This window comes from Variovorax sp. RCC_210, assembly GCF_041355175.1.
GTDB lineage: Bacteria > Pseudomonadota > Gammaproteobacteria > Burkholderiales > Burkholderiaceae_C > Variovorax.
The window spans coordinates 322085-339128 of record NZ_JBFUPJ010000005.1 but is presented as its reverse complement, the minus strand read 5'-3'; the positions used below and the strand labels follow the sequence as shown (position 1 = coordinate 339128).

Below are 17044 nucleotides of genomic sequence, written 5' to 3'. Positions count from 1 at the left end.
GGTGATCGCGCGCAGCGAGGCCCCTCCTCTCTTCGACTGAAGGTTCGACCATGTCCCGCTTTGTCTGGTGCGCGCGCCGCGCCGGGTGCCGTCGCGCGCCCGTTTTCTCCACTCGCCTGCCGGGGGTCACCCCATGAACATGCTGAACGTCGCGCTCTTTCAATGGCTCACCGCCGGCAGCCACCCCACGCCGTGGGTGCTGTCCGTGGCGTCGGACTTCGCGCTGTGGGGCAGCTGGCTGAGCGCGGGCGTCGTCGCGCTGGCGCTGTGGCGCCAGCCGGACGACCGTGCCTGGCTGTTCGTGGTGGCGGCGGCCGCGGGCCTCACGTCGCTGCTGGCGCACAGCATCGCCATGTCGCTCGACGTGCCGCGCCCCTTCGTGCTGGGCCTGGCGCCCGCCTACATCGCGCACGCGGGCCGCGGCTCGCTGCCGAGCACGCATGCGTCGGTCATGTTCATGGTGGCGCTGGCCTTCGCGCTGCGGCCCAGCCTGCGCTGGCTGTGCGCGCCGCTGCTGGTGCTGGCGGCGGTGACGGGCTGGGCGCGCGTGTACGTGGGCGTGCATTTTCCGCTCGACATCGTCGCCGGCCTGCTGCTCGGCGGGCTGGTGGCGGGCGCGCTGCGCAGCGCGCAGTGGCTCGCGCACCGCTTCCTCTCTTTTCCGACGTCGCAAGCCGGCCGCTCGCGCGACACAGGGAACGCGGCCACGGCAGTCACGACACGCACGTCGACACCCACTTCCACACCCATTCCTCCGCGGAGGCAACCATGATCTCTTCGAAGACCACCCTGCACGCACGCGCCGGCCTGGGCGCCGATGCGCTGGCCGATCACAAGACCGCGACCACGTCCACGGCTACAGCGTCGCCGGCATCACCTGTGACCGCACCGCGCACCGACCTGCCCGGCACGCCCACGGCGAACGCACGCAGCATCTCCTGCGTGGTGCCCTGCTTCAACGAAGGCGCCAACCTGCGCCACCTGCTGCCCCGGCTCGAGGACATCCTCTGGGCCACGCAGCTGCGCTGGGAAATCATCGTGGTGGACGACGGCAGCACCGACGACACCGCCGCCGTCGCGCAGGCCTGGTGCGAGCTGCCGGGCTTTCGCTGCATCTCGCTGTCGCGCAATTTCGGCAAGGAGGCCGCGCTCACCGCGGGGCTGGCCGCGGCCACCGGAGACGCCGTGGTGCTGCTCGACGGCGACCTGCAGCACTCGCCCGACCTCATTCACAAGATGATCGCGCAGTGGCTGGCCGGCGCCGAAGTGGTGTACGCCGTGCGCGAGCAGCGCAACGACGAAAGCCGCTTCAAGCAGTGGGGCAGCAAGCTTTTCTACCGCCTGCTCGACACGTCGGACCGCTTCGTGGTGCCCAAGGACGCGGGCGACTTCAGGCTCATGGACCGCAAGGTGGTGGACGCGCTCATGAGCCTGCCCGAGCGCAGCCGCTTCATGAAGGGGCTGTACGCGTGGGTGGGGTTTCGCGCGGTGGCCATGCCTTACACGCCCGCGCCGCGCGCCGAAGGCGTCAGCAGCTTCAACGCGCGGCGGCTGGTGCGCCTGGCCATCGACGGGCTCACCGCCTTCACCACCTGGCCGCTGCGCATGGTGAGCGTGGTCGGGCTGCTGTTCGCGCTGCCGGCCTTTGCCTACGGCATCTTCGTGACGGTCGACCACCTGCTGTTCGGCAACGAGGTCTCGGGCTGGACCACCATCGTGGTGAGCCTGATGTTCTTCATCGGCGTGCAGATGATCTCCACCGGCATCGTGGGCGAGTACATCGCGCGCATCTACGAAGAGGTGAAAGGCCGGCCGCTGTACGTGGTGCGCCGCCAGGAAGGCAAGGGCCTGGCCGCGGGGGCGGAGACCGGCCAGCCATGAGGCGCCAGGCCACCGCCTGGTGGACCGCTCCGCAGCCCGTCTGGCTCATTGCGGGTCTTTTCGCCTGGCTGCTGGCCACGGCCTGGGTGCGCCCGCTGATGGCGCCCGACGAAGGCCGCTACGCGAGCGTCGCGCTGGCCATGCTGCACTCCGGCGACTGGCTGGTGCCGCGGCTCGACGGGCTGCCCTTCTTCCACAAGCCGCCGCTGTTCTACTGGATCGGCGCGGCCGCGATGGCGCTGACCGGCCCGGTCGAATGGGCCGCGCGCCTGCCTTCGGTGCTGGGCGCTGGCGCGGCGGCGTCGGCGCTCTTCCTGTTCCTGCGCCGCTGGTCGACCGTGCGCGTGGCGCTGCTGTCCACCGTGGTGCTGGTGACCACGCCCTTCTTCTTCCTGGGGGCGCAGTTCGCCAACCTCGACATGCTGGTGGCCGGCTGCATCGCCTGCACCGTGCTGCTGGCGGCCGGCGCCTTCATGGCCAGGGAGCGCGACGAACCGTGGCGCGGCCTGCTGGCCGGCGCCTACCTGTTCGCCGCGGCCGGGCTGCTGGCCAAGGGGCTCATCGGGCTGGTGCTGCCGGCGATGGTGATCGCGCTGTGGTGCGCGGCAACACGCCGGCTCGCGGCGCTGAAGCTCGCGCTGTGGCTGCCCGGCTGGGCCGTGCTGCTGGCGGCGGCCGGCCCGTGGTTCGTCGCGATGCAGATGAAGTACCCGGAGTTCTTCGACTACTTCGTCATCACGCAGCACTTTCGCCGCTTCGCATCGTCAGGCTTCAACAACGAGCACGGCTTCTGGTTCTACCTGCCGGTGCTGGCCGGGCTCACGCTGCCGTGGTTCGCCTGGGTGCTGGTGCCGCGCGGCGCGGACGAGCGAGCGAGCGCGAAGCGCTCCGACGTCGACGTGCTCATGTGGATCTGGCTCGCGGTGATCGTGGTGTTCTTCTCGCTGCCGCGCTCCAAGCTGGTGGGCTATGTGCTGCCGGCGCTGCCGCCGCTGGCCTGCCTGATCGCGCAGCGCGTGCTCGCGGGGCGCGCGCCGCAACGGCTGCTGCCCAAGGTGCGCGCCACCACGCTGGCCTCTGCCGCGCTGTGCGTGGGTTGCGTGGTGGCGGTAACGCTGTACGCCGTGCCGCCGGACACACGGCTGCGCTTGCCCGCCGGCCAGCAGGTGGCGCCGGGCGAACAGGTGCTGATGCTCGACAGCTACAGCTACGAGATTCCCTTCTACTGGAACCTGCGCGAGCCGGTGCTGGTGTCCGACGACTGGCAGGCGGTGGCGCACGACCCGCGTGACAACTGGCGCAAGGAGCTCTACGACGCCGGCCGCTTCGAGCCCGCGCGCGCCGCCGCCACGCTGGTGCAGCGCGAGCGGCTCGCGTCCACGCTGTGCGTGCCGCGCGCCACCTGGATCGTGGCGCCGGCCAGCGAGCCAGCGGCCGACCCCTGGCTCGGCCGCGCGCAGCTTGCGGCGGTGAACCACGGCCTGGCCGCATGGCGCTTCGCGGGCAGCGCGACCGGCGACGCGCACTGCCTGGACGGCGCACCGGCGGCCTCTTCCACACCAGCAACACCAGCAACACCAGCAACACCAGCACCACCGGTCCACGGGACCGGCGGCAACGACTGACCCGACCTCCATGCAAGACAAGCCCCCCACCGCATCACGCCGCATCTGCATCTGCGCGGACGACTTCGGCCTGAGCACCGGCGTTAACGCGGCCGTGGTCGACCTGGCCGAGCGCGGCAAGATTTCCGCCACCGGCGGCATGGTGCGGCGCAGCGCCTGGCTGGCCGGCGCGCAGGCGCTGCGCCGCTTCGCGCCCGCACGGCTCGACGTCGGGCTGCACCTCGACCTGACCCGCCCCGCGCGCGTCGATGGGCCCGAGCCCGGCCTGGCCGGCCTGCTCGCGCAGACCTACTCGCGCACCGTGTTCGCAGCGGGGCTGAAGGCCGACATCCGCGACCAGATGACCCGCTTCGAGGACGCCATGGGCCGCGCGCCCGCCTTCATCGACGGCCACCGCCATGTGCACCAGTTCCCGGTGGTGCGCCAGCTGCTGGTGGAAGAAATCGCGCGGCGCTACACGGCCTCGCCGCCCTGGCTGCGCAGCACAGCGCCGGGCTGGCTGCAGGGAAGCGAGCGCTGGAAGGCGCGCGTGATCCATGCGCTGGGCGGCGCGCGACTGAACGCGCTGGCGGCGCGGCACGGCATTCCGACGAGCCGGCACCTGCTGGGCGTGTACGACTTCGAGGGCGATGCCAGCGCCTATGCGAAGCGGTTGGGCGAATGGCTTGCGGCCAGTGGCGACGGCGACGTGCTCATGTGCCACCCGGCCGCGGGCATCCTGCCGAGCGACCCGCACGGCGCGGCGCGGCTGCGCGAGTACGCGGTGCTGCGCGAGCTGGTGCTGCCCGTGCCGGGGCAAGCGGACCGGTCAGGGCCATCAGGCCAACCAGGCCCACAGGCCCCGTCCGGCGGCATCTGGCTGCAGCCGCTGTCCCAGCTGCTGCGCCAGCGCAGCCCGGCAGCGGCAGGCGCCACGCGGCCGGTCGCGTAACATCCGCGCCACCTTCCGTCAGCGCCTCCGGCGCCCCGCTCCATGCCCTCCCCGAAAAGCGCGGCCTTCCCGTCGCTGGCGCAAGCCGCACTCCTGTTCGTGGCGCTGTTCCTGTGCGAGTTCGTCATGGGCGCGGCACTGCGCGACGCCAACGGCTGGCTGGGGCTCAACACCATGCAGATCGGCGTGCTCTCGGCCGTGCTGGGCAACGGCTGCGTGTTCGCGGTGGTCATGCACTTCCAGAAGCTCACCTACCGCGAGCTGTTCCACCACTCGCCGTCGTCGCCCGGCGCCATGTTGATGCTGGTGGTGCCGCCGGTTCTGCTGCTGGTGCCGGCGCTGCTGCTGGCCATCACGTCGGCGCTGCAGCTGCTCACGGCGCTGGTGCCGCTGTCGCGCTGGGAAGAATCGTTTTTCAGCCGCATGGCCGACGGCAGCGTGGCCGCGGTGCTGGCGGTGTGCGTGATGGCGCCGCTGCTGGAAGAAATGCTGTTCCGCGGCATCGTGCTGCGCGGCTTCCTGCGGCGCTATCCGCGCTGGCAGGCCATCTTGCTGTCGGCGCTGCTGTTCGGCGCGGCGCACATGAACATCTACCAGTTCGTGGTCGGCTTCGTGATGGGCACCGTGCTCGCGTGGCTGTACGAGCGCACGCGCTCGCTCATTCCCTGCATTGCGCTGCACGCCACCTACAACACCACCACCTTGCTGCTGGCCGACTGGCTGGAGGCCGCGTCGCCCTCGCGCCTGCTGTGGGCCGTGCTGCTGGCGCTGGCGGCGGCGGTGTGCGGCGTGGTGGTGCTGCGCGCGATGCTGGTGCCGCGCGGGGCGCGCAACTCGGCTTGAACCGGCCTGAACCAGGCTTGCCAGGGACCGGCTACGCCCTGCGCGCCAGCGGCCGCGCATCGACCGCCTCGCCATCGACGATGAAGTGCCCGCCCGCCACGTGGTGCAGCGTGCGCAGTTCGTCGTGGCCGTCGAAGTTCCAGCGCCCGTTGGCGAACACGCGCGCATCGGCCTGCGCCGCGATCACCTCGCCCAGGAACAGGTCGTAGCGGTCCTGGATGTGCGCCTCCGGCAGCAGCCGGCATTCGAGCCAGGCCGCGCAGCCTTCGAGCAGCGGCGCGCCCGTGGCCGTGCCTTCGAAAGTCTCCAGCCCGTAGGCGGCGAACTTGTCGTGGCCCGTGGCATCGACGATCTCGCGGCCCGAGCTGTTGCCCAGCGCCTCGGTCAGGTCGAGCTGCGCGCGCGTGGGCACCTGCAGCGCGAAGCTGCCGGCGCCTTCGAGCAGCACGCGCGTCCAGGTGCTCTTGTCGAGCACCACCGCCACCTTGGGCGGCGCGAAGTCCAGCGGCATGGCCCAGGCCGCGGCCATGATGTTGCGCTGGCCGCCGTGCGCGGCGCTCACCAGCACGGTCGGGCCGTGGTTCATGAGGCGGTAGGCCTTGTCGAGCGGAACGCTCTGGCGGTGCGATGCGTTGTTCATCGGGGGCGATTGCGCTTCAGGTTTCGGGGTCGTCCACCGGAAGCCGGCGCACGGCGACCGTGCGGATGCGCTGGGCATCGACCTCAGTCACCACGAAATCGTACCCGTCGTGCACCCAGTGCGCGGCGCGTGAGGGCAAGCCGCCGAAGCGCGCCAGCAGAAAGCCCGCCACCGAGGTGTAGCTGTCGTCGTCGCTCACCAGGCCGTGCGTCTGCAGCGCCTGCTCCAGCAGGTGCAGGTCGGCACCGCCCGACACGGTCCAGGCGTCGGGCGCGGTCTGCAGCACGTCGAGCGTCTCGTCCTCGTCGGGGAACTCGCCCGCGATGGCCTCCAGCACGTCGATGGGCGTCACCACGCCGGTGAGCGTGCCGTGCTCGTCGCTCACCAGCGCGAGCTGGCCGCGCGCGCCGCGCAGCGTGTCGATGAGCCGGATCACCGTGGTCGACTCGGGCACGTAGATGGGCGCGCGCAGGCCGTGGCCCTCGTCGATCCTGCCGTGGCGCAGCAGGTGGCCCAGCAGGTCCTTGGCGCGCGCCACGCCCACCACCTCGTCGAGCGAGCCGCGGCACACGGGGAAGATGCCGTGCGGCGTGTCCAGCAGCTGCTCGCGCACGGCCTCGGGGTCGTCGTTCAGGTCCACCCACGAGATGTCGGTGCGCGGCGTCATCACCGAGCGCACCGTGCGCTCGGCCAGCGACAGCACGCCGCTGACCATGTTGCGCTCTTCCACCGCGAAGGCGGGCTGCGCGGCCATGGCGGCATCGGGCATGGCACCGGCCAGCGCCGGCTCGCCGGGCGCGCGGCCGCCGAGCAGGCGAATGATCGACTCGGCCGTGCGGTCGCGCAGCGGCCGGCGGGCCTCGTGCTTCAGCGCGTTGCGCTTGGCCCACTGGTTCAGTGTCTCGATCATCACGGAGAAGCCGATGGCGCCGTACAGGTAGCCCTTGGGAATGTGAAAGCCCAGGCCCTCGGCCACCAGGCTCAGGCCGATCATCAGCAGGAAGCTCAGGCACAGCACCACCACCGTGGGGTGCGCGTTGACGAAGCGCGTGAGCGGCTTGGACGCCCACAGCATGATGCCGATGGAGATCACCACCGCGGCCATCATCACCGGCAGGTGGTCGACCATGCCCACGGCGGTGATCACCGCGTCGAGCGAGAACACGGCGTCGAGCACCACGATCTGCGTGACCACCAGCGTGAAGCTCGCATACGCCGCGGAGCCGGTGGCCGTGTGCGTCACGCCCTCGAGCCGCTCGTGCAGCTCCGACGTGGCCTTGAACAGCAGGAAGAAACCGCCCAGCAGCAGGATCAGGTCGCGCCCCGAAAAGCCTTGCCCGAACAGCGAGAACAGCGGCGTGGTCAGCGTGACCAGCCAGGACACGATCGACAGCAGCGCCAGCCGCATGAACAGCGCCAGGCTCAGGCCGATGACGCGCGCGCGGTCGCGCTGGCTCGGCGGCAGCTTTTCCGCCAGGATCGCGATGAAGATGAGGTTGTCGATGCCCAGCACGATCTCCAGCACGACGAGCGTGAGAAGACCGATCCAGGCGGCGGGGTCGGAGAGCAGTTCGATCATGCTGCGACAGCTGTGTTCGCAGCGCGGCGGCGCGGAAGGGAACTGGAAAAGGCGCGGGGCCTACTGGGGGGCTCGGAAGAAGATTTCACCCAGGCAGTCTACCCAAGGCCCTCAAATTGCCAGAGGGCCTGGGGACTCTTCGCAATGCGATCAGCGGTACGCGTCGCAGAGCGCGAGGTACTCGTCCCCCGAGATCTCGAGCGCCGTGGCGCGGCGCAGCACGCGCGCCTGCGGCTTGGGCAGGTCGGTTCTGATCTGGATCTGCTTGCTGATCGGGATGCCCATGTAGCTCTGGTTCACCCAGGTGTTCTCCAGGATGTTGCGCCACGGCAGCAGCATGCCGTTCTCGAAGGTCAGGCCCTGGTGGCCCACCACGAACGCCGGCGTGCCGATGTTGCGCAGCGTGTTGAAGCACTTGAAGGTCAGCCATGCCGTGAGCAGCGCGAAGCAGGCCGCGATGAGGATGCCGACGTTCTTGTCCTGCGCGCGGATGCACAGCACCGCCAGCACCACCGTCACCACCGCCCAGAGCACGGTGCCGGCGACCAGGCGCGAGCGGGAATAGAACACGGGGCGGTCCTGGCGGGTCTTTTCTTGCTGTGCGGCGGAGCTGTAGATTTCCATTTTTTCTGTGTCGCTGAAAGCGCGTTGGAGTGGTTGGGAAAGGAACGGGAAAACTTCAGGCCGCGGGCAGGCGCTGCATCAGGCAGGCCAGCAGCACGGGCTCGTTGTCGATCTTCGAGCGGTCGATCTTCCGGGCCTTGCCGTCGGCGACGATGACGAGGTGCTCGTCCACGTCCATGCCTTCTTCGTCGGCCTGCGTGCGGATGGTGTCGATGCTCGACCACGCGATGAGCTGGCCCTTGTGCACCAGCCCTTCGGCCTGCAGGCCGAGCACGCCGAACTTCACCGTCTCGCCCGCATGCACGCGGCGCTCGACGTCGTGCGTCATGACATCGCCCACCGCCTCTTCCACTTCGGCGAGCAGCGCATCGGGTTCGTCCCACAGGTCGAGCCGCAGGCGCAGCGTCTTGCCGTCGCGCGTTGAGAGCAGCACATGGTTGCGGTTGTGGCGATGGCGAAAGCGCGTGATGTCCGCGAAGGCCAGCGTGCGTTCGCCGAGTTGCAGTCCGCGCTCGCCCACGGTGAGCTGGCCAGGAGCGCGAAGCCAAGCGAAGAAGTCGCTGCCCTTCCAGCAGATCAGGTAGATCGCGGAGGGGATGGCCAGGAACAGCACGATGATCGCGCCGCGGTGGCGAATGAAGTCCGGCGTGATCAGGTACGGAAGGATGTAGACCTTGATCGGCACCAGCATCATGGCGCAGAACACATAGATGGCGGCGAGCCCGCCGAGGACGCAATAGAACGAGTAGCGCGGAAAAATCTTGTCGTGGCGAATGGGCATGTGGCGAGCCCAATGCAGCGACACGGGCGAGAAAAACTATCCGCGCACCATACCAGCGCGATGCGACTTTCATGAGGCCGTGCGTGTCAGCGAAGGCCTCTTTTTTCGAGTGAAAAAGGGGCTTCGTACGAAGGGCTTAGCCTGGAAGATTTAAGTTCTTCGCGGGCTGCGGGACGACCTGTTCTAAAGCATTAATCGGGCATCGCACGAGGTCGTCGGTGGCATGGCGTGGTCATCGCACGCAGCGGTCATCGCGCGCAGCGATCGCAACCGAACGGTGGAGCCTGCGACACCTCGTCAGCCTGTGGTCCGTCGAAAGCTGCTAGCGTGCGGCAGACCCGACGCACAAGCACCATGGCATCCACCCCGCCGAACATTCGCACAGCCCCTCGCCGCCCAGGCTTCGCCGACCTCGTCGCCGGCGTGTCCATCGCGGGCCTGCTGCTGCCCGAGGCCGTGGCGTACTCCAGCATCGCGGGCCTGCCGCCGCAGGCCGGCGTCATCGCGCTGTTCGCGGGCCTGCTGGTCTACGGCGTGTTCGGCAGCAGCCGCTTCGCGATCGTCTCGGCCACGTCGTCCTCGGCCGCGGTGCTGTTCGCGGCCACCATGTCGGTCACCGGCGTGGACGCGGCCACGCGGCTTGCGATGGGCGCGGGCATCGTGCTGCTGGCGGGCGTGTTCTTCGTGATCGCGGGCGTGGCCAAGCTCGGCGCGGTGTCCAGCCTGATCGCCAAGCCGGTGCTGCGCGGCTTCGCGCTCGGGCTGGCGCTGACCATCGTGGTCAAGCAACTGCCCACGGTGCTCGCGGTGCAGCCCGCGCACAGCGATTTCTTCAGGCTCGTGGCCGGGCTCGCCGCCGACTGGCGGCACTGGAACCTGGCCGGCGGCGCCATGGCGCTGGTGGCGCTGGCGCTGCTGCGCGGCTTTGCGCGCTGGCGCGCGGTGCCGGCCGCGCTGCTGGTGATCGTGGCGGGCATCGTGCTCGACGTGAGCGGCCTGTGCCATGCGTGGGGCGTGGCGGCGGTGGGGCCCATTTCGCTGGACTTCTCGCACCCGGGCGTGCCCTCGCTCGACCGCACGCAGTGGCAGAACCTGGGTGGGCTGGCGTTCGCGATGGCGCTCATCCTGTATGCGGAGTCGTACGGCTCGATCCGCACCTTCGCGCTGCGCCACGGCGACAACGTGTCGGCCAACCGCGACCTGCTGGCGCTGGGCGGCGCGAACCTGCTGTCGGCGCTGTTCCAGGGCATGCCGGTGGGCGCGGGCTACTCGGCCACCTCGGCCAACGAGTCGGCCGGCGCGCAGAGCCGCGCGGCGGGCATCGTCGCGGGGCTGGTGGTGCTGGTGGCAGTGCTCACGCTGCTGCCGTGGATCGCGCACACGCCGCAGCCGCTGCTGGCCGCCATCGTGATCCACGCGGTGAGCCACACGCTGAACCCGGCCGCGCTGCGGCCCTACTTCCAGTGGCGGCGCGACCGGCTGGTGGCGCTGGTGGCGGTGGCCGCGGTGCTGCTGCTGGGCGTGCTCAACGGTTTGCTCGCGGCCATCGGCGTGAGCCTGCTGTTGCTGCTGCGCGGCTTCTCGCGCACCACCGTGAGCTGGCTCGGGCGGCTGGGCCAGAGCCACGACTACGTCGACACCGCGCGCCACCCCGAGGCCGTGGTGCCGCCCCGCACGCTGATCGCGCGGCCCGAGGTGCCGCTGTTCTTCGGCAATGCCGACGCGGTGTTCGCATCGATCCGCACGCGCATCGACGCGACGCCGGGCCTGCAGCGCATGGTGCTGAGCCTGGAAGAGTCGCCCGACCTCGACGCCACCAGCATCGAGGCGCTGTGCGACTTCGCGGCCTATGTGCGCGTGCGCGGCGCGCGGCTGTCGCTGGCGCGCGTGAAGGACGACGTGCGCGACCTGCTGGCCAAGGTGAACTCGCCCGACCTGCACGCGGAGGTGTACGCGCCGTGGAGCGTGGACGATGCGGTGCAGCCGCAGCCCGCGAAGACGCTCAGCGCGGCACCACCGCCTGCCGCCTGAACTCGCTCGGGCTGCCGCGCAATCGTGCCGTCGTGTGCACGATGGCTCAGCCCGCGAGAAAGTCGGGCTGCCGAAACTTCTTCTCCAGGAACTGCCCGTTGGCCACCAGCGCGGCGGCGTCGCTGGAGGCCACGTTCGCGACGATCTCGCGCAGCTTGTCGTCGAGCAGGCCGAGCTGTTCGCCCAGCAGCTGCCGCGCGGTCTTGCCGTCTTTCACCGTGTGCGTGAGCCGAAAGGCCGGCGGCAGCGCGACGTAGTTGGCCAGCGTCTCGGGCAGGTAGCGCAGCACGGTCTCGCGCACGGTGAACAGGTCGTCGCCGCCCGCGCGCGCGCCCACCAGCCGCGGCAGCACCTCGCCGACGGAGCCGCGCACGTTGTCCAGGCTCTTGCGCATGTCTTCGGTGAGGTGCGGCTGCGCCTGCGCCACCACGCGGTCCAGGCGCTCCAGCGTCTGCTCCACGCTCAGGCTGTCCTCGATGCGGCGCTCCAGCTCGGGCGCCTTGCGCCCCAGCAGCCAACCCGCGACGTACAGCGCCGCGGTGATCAGCAGCCAGCCGCGGTCGATCACGTTCGCGAACAGCAGCGCGGGCCCCAGCAGCGCAAGCGCGCAGCCGAGGATGTTGCCGTTGCCATAGAGGAACAGCAGCGCGCGCAGCTTCAGCGAACGCTCCGGCATCACTGGTAGCCCCGGATTTCCTTGAACACCTGGCCCAGCTGCAGCTTGCGCCCGTCGAACTCGCGCCCGCCCGAGGCCTGCGCGATCTGCTGCATCTCGGCCACGTTGGCCTCGCCGAACAAGATGGGGAAGATGCGCGCGGGCAGCCCGCCCGCGAAGCGCTCGCTGAACTCGCGCGGCTTCAGGCCCGAGTTGTTCTCGCCATCGGTCAGCAGCACGATGCTCACCAGGCGGCCCGGGTCGAGCTGCTGCTCCTTGCGCGCAAGGTCTTCGGCCGCGGCCAGCGCGGAGTAGATGGCGGTGCCGCCGTCGGCCTTCATCGCGTCGGCCTGGCGGCGCAGCTCGGCGCGCGCGGTGTCGAGCTGGTCGGCGTCGAAGCGCACCCACACCGGCGCCTGCACCTGCGTGGCAAAGGTGATGAGCACCACGCGCTCGCGGCTTTGAAAGGCGCTGTAGCGCGTGCTGGCGGTGGTGCCGGTGGTGGCGGTGCCGGTGTCCGCGCCCGACAGCAGCTTGAGCGCCTCGCGCATCGAGGCTAGCCGCTGGCCCGACATGGAGCCGCTGAGGTCGAGCACGAAGATCGAGGTGGCGGGCTTGCGCCATTGCGACTGGTAGGTGCCCAGCACCGCGTCGATCACCTCCAGCCGGTTGGGAAAGCCCAGCTCCACCGCGGCCGTGGTCGGCAGCGCGCTGGCGGCGGCCACCTCGGGGTTGGCGGGCCGCAGGAAGGCGGCGGCGAGCGCGTCGCGCTGGAACGGCGCGGCCTTCAGCGTGGTGACGAGCTGGGTGTAGGCATCGCGCTTGCCGGCGTTGAGCAGCATCAGCGGGTAGTCGGCCGAGATCATGCCGTCGCGGGGGTACACCAGCATGAGCTGGTCGGTCTTGGCGAGCTTGTCGTTGGCACGCAGGATCACGGCCTCGTAGTTGACCATCGCGTCGATGGCCGACGGGTCTTTCACGTAGGCGTCGGCCAGCCAGCCCGAGCTGCCGGCGGTGAGCTTCTGGCCCGAGAGAAAGGCCTTGAGCGTCTTCTCGTCCACGTCCTGCACCGCCAGGTCTTCGGTCTTGCCGGCCAGCGCGGAGGCCACCGCGAACAGCGCGCTCATGCCGGTGTTGGAGCTGGTGGCGTTGGTCATGCCGTAGCGCAGTTGACCGTCACCCGCGGCCTTGGCGATCTCGGCCCAGCCGGGCGGGCGCTTCGTCCAGCCCAGCTGCTCGGCCTTGGCGCGCTTCACGCCGAGCGCGATGCGCGAATAGAAGAGCTTGTCGCGCGCCACCGGCTTGGCCTGCAGCGCCAGCGCGGGGTAGGCGCCGTTGGGCGGCAGGATGGCGTCGAAGCGCTCGCCCGCGTTGATGCGCTCCACGATGTCGAGCGTGCCGGCATACGAGAACTTCACGTCCACGCCGGCCGCCTTCGCGGCATCGACGATGGGGCCTTCGATGTCTTTCAGCTCCGAGCCCGCGAGGATGGTGAAGCTGGCGTCTGAGGCCACGGGCGCGGCGTTCGTGGCCTGCGGTGCTTCTTGCTGCCCGCAGGCGGCGAGGCCCAGCGACGCCAAGGACAACGCACCCAGCGCCACCCATCGCACAGGCCATCGCACAAGCCGTTGCACAAGCCATCGCACCCACCAGCCCGGCAGCAGGCTCACAGCGCGACCTCGCCGCGCGGCTGCTGCAGCGCCTCGGTCGTTTCCTGGCGGCGCACGCGGTCCAGGTAGGTGCGGCTCTTCGCCACCTCGCCGCTCAGCGTGTCGACGGTGGTCTGCATCGAATCGAGCGCCTTCGTCTTGAAGTCGGCGATGGTGTCCATCGTCTGGTAGATGTTGGCGAAGGCCTGCTGCAGCTTGGCGATCTCGATGGTGCTGGAGGCCGCCTGCTGATGGATGGCGCCGCTCTGTTCGCGCAGCATCTCGCTGGTGCTGGCGATGAGGTTGCCGGTGGTGGCGTTGAGCGCGCTGATCTGGTCGAGCACCAGCTTCTGGTTGGCGAGCGCCTGCGCCACGATCACCGCGGTGCGCAGCGCGGCCACGGTGGTGGTGGTGGCGCGGTCCACGCCCTTCATGAGCTCCAGGTTGTTCTTGCGGATCATGTCCAGCGCCAGGTAGCCCTGGATGTTCACCGCCAGCTGCGTGAGCAGGTCGGTGACCTTCTGGCGCGAATAGAACAGCATCTCTTCGCGGATCACGCGGGCCTTCTCGGGGTCGGTGGCTTCCAGCGCGCGCGCCCTGGCGTCGAGCTGGCCGTCCAGCGCCTTGCCGATGTGCACGTACTTCTCGAGCCGCTCCATCAGCGTCCAGAGGTTGACCTTCTCCTGCTCGATGGCGGTGTTGTCGCGCAGCAGTTCGTCCTTGCCGCGCTTGAGCGCCTCGATGATCGCGTTCAGGTGCGACTGCGACGACTGGTAGCGATCGAAGTAGGCCGCCAGCTTGTTGCCCAGCGGAATGAGGCCCAGCAGCTTGCGCGCGGAAAACAGGTCGCCTTGGCGCGAGGGGTCGAGCGCTTCCACCTGGTGGCGCAGGTCGACCAGCGACTGGCCGATCTGCGCGCCCTTGTCGAACAGGCCGTTGCGCAGCGAGCCCACCGGGCGCTCCAGCATGCGGTTGGAAACCGACGCCGAGGCCTCGATGTCCTTGGTGCCCATCGAGTGGATGCGCTCCACCGCCTCCTTGAACTGCGGGTGCTGGCTGTCGTGCGCGGTGATGTCGTCGATGAAGCGCGCCACCTGCGCGTCGAGCTCGGCCACGTCCTCGGGCTTCAGGCGCACCTTGCCGCTGGCCGACTCCACGGGCACGGCCGCGACGGGCGCGGGCGGCTCCAGCGTGAAGGCCTGCGGCGGCTGAAGGTCGATGGGCGCGGCGGGCGTTGCGGTAGCAGTCGTTGCGGTGACAGGCGCGTTCATTCGGAGGTTCCTTGGTTGTTCACTTGAAGCGGGCCTCGATGCCCGCGGTCATTCGTTCGAGCCACTCGAAGCTCGGCGGGTCGATCACGTCGACCAGCACCTCGGGCACCTTCACGCCGCGCGCGGCCCAGGTCTCGGGGCCCTTGGTGTCGCCGCCGGTGCGGTAGCCGTACTCGTGCGCGAGCTCGCGCAGGGCGGGGTCGTTTTCCAGCGCGGCGCCGAGCCGCGCGCCGCCGGGCGTGTAGGGCACCAGCACGTGCTTCGAGTACACGGTGGGCTTGGGGTAGAGCAGCACCATGTCGCTCTTCAGGCGCTCGGGGTTCTTCAGCCAGAACTCCACCATCTGCGACTCGTAGGCCACCAGCAGCGGCGCCTTGCCCATGCCGAGCGCGAGGTAGTCCTCGAACGGGCCGGCCGACGACTGCTCCTGGAAGCCCTGGCGCAGGAACAGCGGCGCCACCACGGGCATGACGCGGTCCACGTCCTCCTGGCTCTGCACGATCTGCTGGCTGTTGGCGAGGTAGCTCGCCAGCGCCAGGTACATGGCGGCCGAGTTGGAGGTGCGCACGTCGGTCGAGTTGATGAGCAGCGACTTGCTGGTGGAAAACGCGCCGCTGGCCTTGAGCTCCTTCCAGCGCGTGCCCTTCTCGATCATGACCATCAGGCCCGGCAGGTCGACCACGTAGTAGAAGTCGCCCTGCTTCGCGGCGATGCCGTTGGCCACCAGGATCTCGGCGATGGGCCGCCAGCTGGCCAGCACGATCGGCGTGTAGAACGGGTTGAAGACGCTGGGCGCCTTGGCCAGCGACTTGAGCTGCGCCGCGGCGGGCGCGCCCGAGGGAAAACCGAAGTCGAACTTGCTCGCGTCGTAGCGCCCGGCAATGGCGCGCGAGCCGGCCTTCTCGACCGTGACGGTGATGCCCTGCGCGGCCAGCGCCTGCTGCACGCGCGGGTCGGCGAAGAAGGTTTCTTTCTCGGAGCCGATCAGCCCGCGCAGCGTGACCTGCTTCTGCTGCTCGACGCGTGCCGCCGCGGCGGTGGCCGAGTCATCGTGCAGGCGGGTGTTCGAGTACCAGACACCGCCCCCCACCGCGGCCAGCAGGACCACCGCCAGAACCGGCGCGATCAGCTTGCGAATTTCCAAATCTCATGCTCCTCGCCCCCTGTGCGCAGGGGGTCGAGAAACATCCTACCGACCGAATATGACGGTTCGTGACAGGCCCGTGTCAGCGGCCCGCGAGGGCACTTTCGCGTGCGATGTCCTGCGTGATGCGCAGGAACTTCTCCATGTCCGCCACCGAGTTGCAATGCAGCGGCGACACCCGCACCGTGCCCGCGAGGCCGAACGATTCGAGCATGCGCTTCGAATACAGGCTGGTCGCCACGCGCTCGTACACCGTGACGCCGCGCTTGCCGTACTCGACCACCGCCTGCGTGCAGTCGATGTGCTCGAAGCCGATGCCCAGGATCAGGTCGCGCTTGGTCAGGTCTTCGTGGTCGAGGAACACCTCGACGCCGCGCATCTCGCGCATGCCCGTCGCGTTCTGGTTGCCGTCGAGCAGCACGGCGAGCAGCGCGCGCTCGTGCAGCTCGATGTGCGTGATGCCCGCGACGAACAGCGCGCGGCGGTCGGTGGCCTGCGTGAACTTGCCGCCCAGCCAGCACACGTAGTCGACGATTTCGCTCAGCACCGCGAACTGCCACGGCGCCGAGCTGCCCAGGTCCCAGTAGTCGGGCTTCTTGGCCGCCAGCTTGTGGTGCGGCAGCACGGCCGCGCGCTCGGACACCCACGACAGCCCCGAGCCCCGGCAGCCGAAGAACTTGTAGGGCGCGAGGTTGATGCCGTCCACCGGCGTCTTCTGCAGGTCGATGAGGCCGTGCGGCGCGTGCTGCACGGCGTCCACCACGATGTACAGGTCGGGCTTGATCTCGCGCGCGCGGCGCACGATGGCTTCCATGTCGAGCTTGGCGCCCGAGATGTTCGACGCGTAGATCACGTTGAGCAGGCAGGTGTCCTTGTCGACCAGCCGCACGATCTCTTCCACGTCGATGCCGCCGGTGACCGGGTTGCTCGGCGCCACGCGCAGCTCGCGGCCCAGGCGCTGGGCGTAGAGGCTCATGGCGTCGAAGGCCGAGGGATGCTCCAGCACGGTGGTGACCATGTTCGTGCCCGGCACGTTCTCGGCAATGGCGCGCACCATGTCGAACATCGCGCCCGAGGCCGTGAGCGAGGCGTACACGCTGCCGCCCCTGGCGTTCAGGATGGTGCGCAGGTCGTCGCAGCCGCGCGCCTGGATGTCCTGCAGCTCCACGGCCGTCGCGTGGATGCGCTCGGCGTTGTCGGGAATGGCATCGACCTGCGCGAAGCGCTCGACCGCGGCCTTCAGGCGGAACGAGCCGCCGGCGTTGTCGAAGTACAGGCGCTCCTTGCCGTGGTGGTCGTGCCCCACGTTGAGAAAGCGCTGCTGCACCTCGCGCATGAGCGCGTCGGAGAAAGCGAGTCCGTGGGGATGCTGGGGGTGTTCGGAAGCCAT

Annotated in this window: 15 protein-coding genes; 6 read left to right on the top strand and 9 right to left on the bottom strand. The window is 69.7% G+C overall.

The features are described from left to right. Nucleotides 1-133: 133 nt before the first annotated feature. From AB6807_RS18110 to AB6807_RS18090, 5 genes are read left to right on the top strand one after another with little or no spacing between them, the layout of a single operon-like run. The gene (locus tag AB6807_RS18110) at nucleotides 134-772 is read left to right on the top strand and encodes a phosphatase PAP2 family protein (protein ID WP_371085614.1); all 639 of its coding nucleotides are present in this window, start codon (nucleotides 134-136) and stop codon (nucleotides 770-772) included. Beyond that, complete coding sequence (locus AB6807_RS18105; RefSeq protein ID WP_371085613.1) at nucleotides 769-1881, top strand: glycosyltransferase family 2 protein; 1113 nt, start codon at nucleotides 769-771, stop codon at nucleotides 1879-1881. Before AB6807_RS18110 ends, AB6807_RS18105 begins: the two co-directional genes overlap by 4 nt. After that, nucleotides 1878-3506 carry an ArnT family glycosyltransferase gene (locus AB6807_RS18100; protein WP_371085612.1) on the top strand — a complete coding sequence of 543 codons (1629 nt, stop codon included), beginning with the start codon at nucleotides 1878-1880 and terminating at the stop codon, nucleotides 3504-3506. The genes AB6807_RS18105 and AB6807_RS18100 overlap by 4 nt, the downstream gene beginning before the upstream one ends. Before the next feature lie 10 nt (nucleotides 3507-3516). Next, nucleotides 3517-4437, top strand: coding sequence for a ChbG/HpnK family deacetylase (locus AB6807_RS18095; protein WP_371085611.1), 921 nt, complete (start codon nucleotides 3517-3519; stop codon nucleotides 4435-4437). A gap of 42 nt (nucleotides 4438-4479) precedes the next feature. Then, on the top strand, nucleotides 4480-5280 hold the full coding sequence (locus tag AB6807_RS18090; protein WP_286513099.1) for a CPBP family intramembrane glutamic endopeptidase: 801 nt from the start codon (nucleotides 4480-4482) through the stop codon (nucleotides 5278-5280). Nucleotides 5281-5311: 31 nt separating this feature from the next. On the opposite strand, the gene AB6807_RS18085 is transcribed toward AB6807_RS18090, so the two are convergent. The 4 genes from AB6807_RS18085 to AB6807_RS18070 form a co-directional block, all read right to left on the bottom strand. Continuing rightward, on the bottom strand, nucleotides 5312-5920 hold the full coding sequence (locus AB6807_RS18085) for a flavin reductase family protein (RefSeq protein ID WP_371085609.1): 609 nt from the start codon (nucleotides 5918-5920) through the stop codon (nucleotides 5312-5314). Nucleotides 5921-5936: 16 nt separating this feature from the next. Beyond that, nucleotides 5937-7496, bottom strand: coding sequence for a transporter associated domain-containing protein (locus tag AB6807_RS18080; protein WP_371085655.1), 1560 nt, complete (start codon nucleotides 7494-7496; stop codon nucleotides 5937-5939). Between the two features lie 153 nt (nucleotides 7497-7649). Beyond that, nucleotides 7650-8123 (bottom strand): hypothetical protein, encoded by a 474-nt coding sequence (locus AB6807_RS18075; protein WP_371085608.1) that lies wholly within the window; start codon nucleotides 8121-8123, stop codon nucleotides 7650-7652. A 55-nt stretch (nucleotides 8124-8178) separates the two neighbouring features. Then, nucleotides 8179-8904, bottom strand: a complete 726-nt coding sequence (locus AB6807_RS18070; protein ID WP_371085607.1) for a hypothetical protein — start codon at nucleotides 8902-8904, stop codon at nucleotides 8179-8181. Between the two features lie 354 nt (nucleotides 8905-9258). On the opposite strand from AB6807_RS18070, the gene AB6807_RS18065 reads away from it, so the two are divergent. Continuing rightward, nucleotides 9259-10935, top strand: coding sequence for a SulP family inorganic anion transporter (locus AB6807_RS18065; RefSeq protein ID WP_371085606.1), 1677 nt, complete (start codon nucleotides 9259-9261; stop codon nucleotides 10933-10935). A gap of 46 nt (nucleotides 10936-10981) precedes the next feature. On the opposite strand, the gene AB6807_RS18060 is transcribed toward AB6807_RS18065, so the two are convergent. The 5 genes from AB6807_RS18060 to AB6807_RS18040 form a co-directional block, all read right to left on the bottom strand. After that, on the bottom strand, nucleotides 10982-11611 hold the full coding sequence (locus AB6807_RS18060) for a hypothetical protein (RefSeq protein WP_371085605.1): 630 nt from the start codon (nucleotides 11609-11611) through the stop codon (nucleotides 10982-10984). Next, complete coding sequence (locus AB6807_RS18055) at nucleotides 11611-13104, bottom strand: substrate-binding domain-containing protein (protein ID WP_371085604.1); 1494 nt, start codon at nucleotides 13102-13104, stop codon at nucleotides 11611-11613. The genes AB6807_RS18060 and AB6807_RS18055 overlap by 1 nt, the downstream gene beginning before the upstream one ends. Before the next feature lie 152 nt (nucleotides 13105-13256). Continuing rightward, entirely contained in the window at nucleotides 13257-14510 is a 1254-nt protein-coding gene (locus tag AB6807_RS18050; RefSeq protein ID WP_371085603.1) for a toxic anion resistance protein, read from the bottom strand. 19 nt (nucleotides 14511-14529) lie between these two features. Next, nucleotides 14530-15654 (bottom strand): hypothetical protein, encoded by a 1125-nt coding sequence (locus AB6807_RS18045; RefSeq protein WP_371085602.1) that lies wholly within the window; start codon nucleotides 15652-15654, stop codon nucleotides 14530-14532. Nucleotides 15655-15736: 82 nt separating this feature from the next. Then, on the bottom strand, nucleotides 15737-17044 hold the full coding sequence (locus AB6807_RS18040) for an aminotransferase class V-fold PLP-dependent enzyme (RefSeq protein WP_371085601.1): 1308 nt from the start codon (nucleotides 17042-17044) through the stop codon (nucleotides 15737-15739).

Excerpts from the sequence above, each read along its gene's own strand:
- AB6807_RS18110 (WP_371085614.1), top strand. The coding sequence starts at position 134 with ATGAACATGCTGAACGTCGCGCTCTTTCAATGGCTCACCGCCGGCAGC.
- AB6807_RS18105 (WP_371085613.1), top strand. The coding sequence starts at position 769 with ATGATCTCTTCGAAGACCACCCTGCACGCACGCGCCGGCCTGGGCGCC.
- AB6807_RS18100 (WP_371085612.1), top strand. The coding sequence starts at position 1,878 with ATGAGGCGCCAGGCCACCGCCTGGTGGACCGCTCCGCAGCCCGTCTGG.
- AB6807_RS18095 (WP_371085611.1), top strand. The coding sequence starts at position 3,517 with ATGCAAGACAAGCCCCCCACCGCATCACGCCGCATCTGCATCTGCGCG.
- AB6807_RS18090 (WP_286513099.1), top strand. The coding sequence starts at position 4,480 with ATGCCCTCCCCGAAAAGCGCGGCCTTCCCGTCGCTGGCGCAAGCCGCA.
- AB6807_RS18085 (WP_371085609.1), bottom strand. The coding sequence starts at position 5,920 with ATGAACAACGCATCGCACCGCCAGAGCGTTCCGCTCGACAAGGCCTAC.
- AB6807_RS18075 (WP_371085608.1), bottom strand. The coding sequence starts at position 8,123 with ATGGAAATCTACAGCTCCGCCGCACAGCAAGAAAAGACCCGCCAGGAC.
- AB6807_RS18070 (WP_371085607.1), bottom strand. The coding sequence starts at position 8,904 with ATGCCCATTCGCCACGACAAGATTTTTCCGCGCTACTCGTTCTATTGC.
- AB6807_RS18065 (WP_371085606.1), top strand. The coding sequence starts at position 9,259 with ATGGCATCCACCCCGCCGAACATTCGCACAGCCCCTCGCCGCCCAGGC.
- AB6807_RS18060 (WP_371085605.1), bottom strand. The coding sequence starts at position 11,611 with ATGCCGGAGCGTTCGCTGAAGCTGCGCGCGCTGCTGTTCCTCTATGGC.
- AB6807_RS18050 (WP_371085603.1), bottom strand. The coding sequence starts at position 14,510 with ATGAACGCGCCTGTCACCGCAACGACTGCTACCGCAACGCCCGCCGCG.
- AB6807_RS18040 (WP_371085601.1), bottom strand. The coding sequence starts at position 17,044 with ATGGCTTCCGAACACCCCCAGCATCCCCACGGACTCGCTTTCTCCGAC.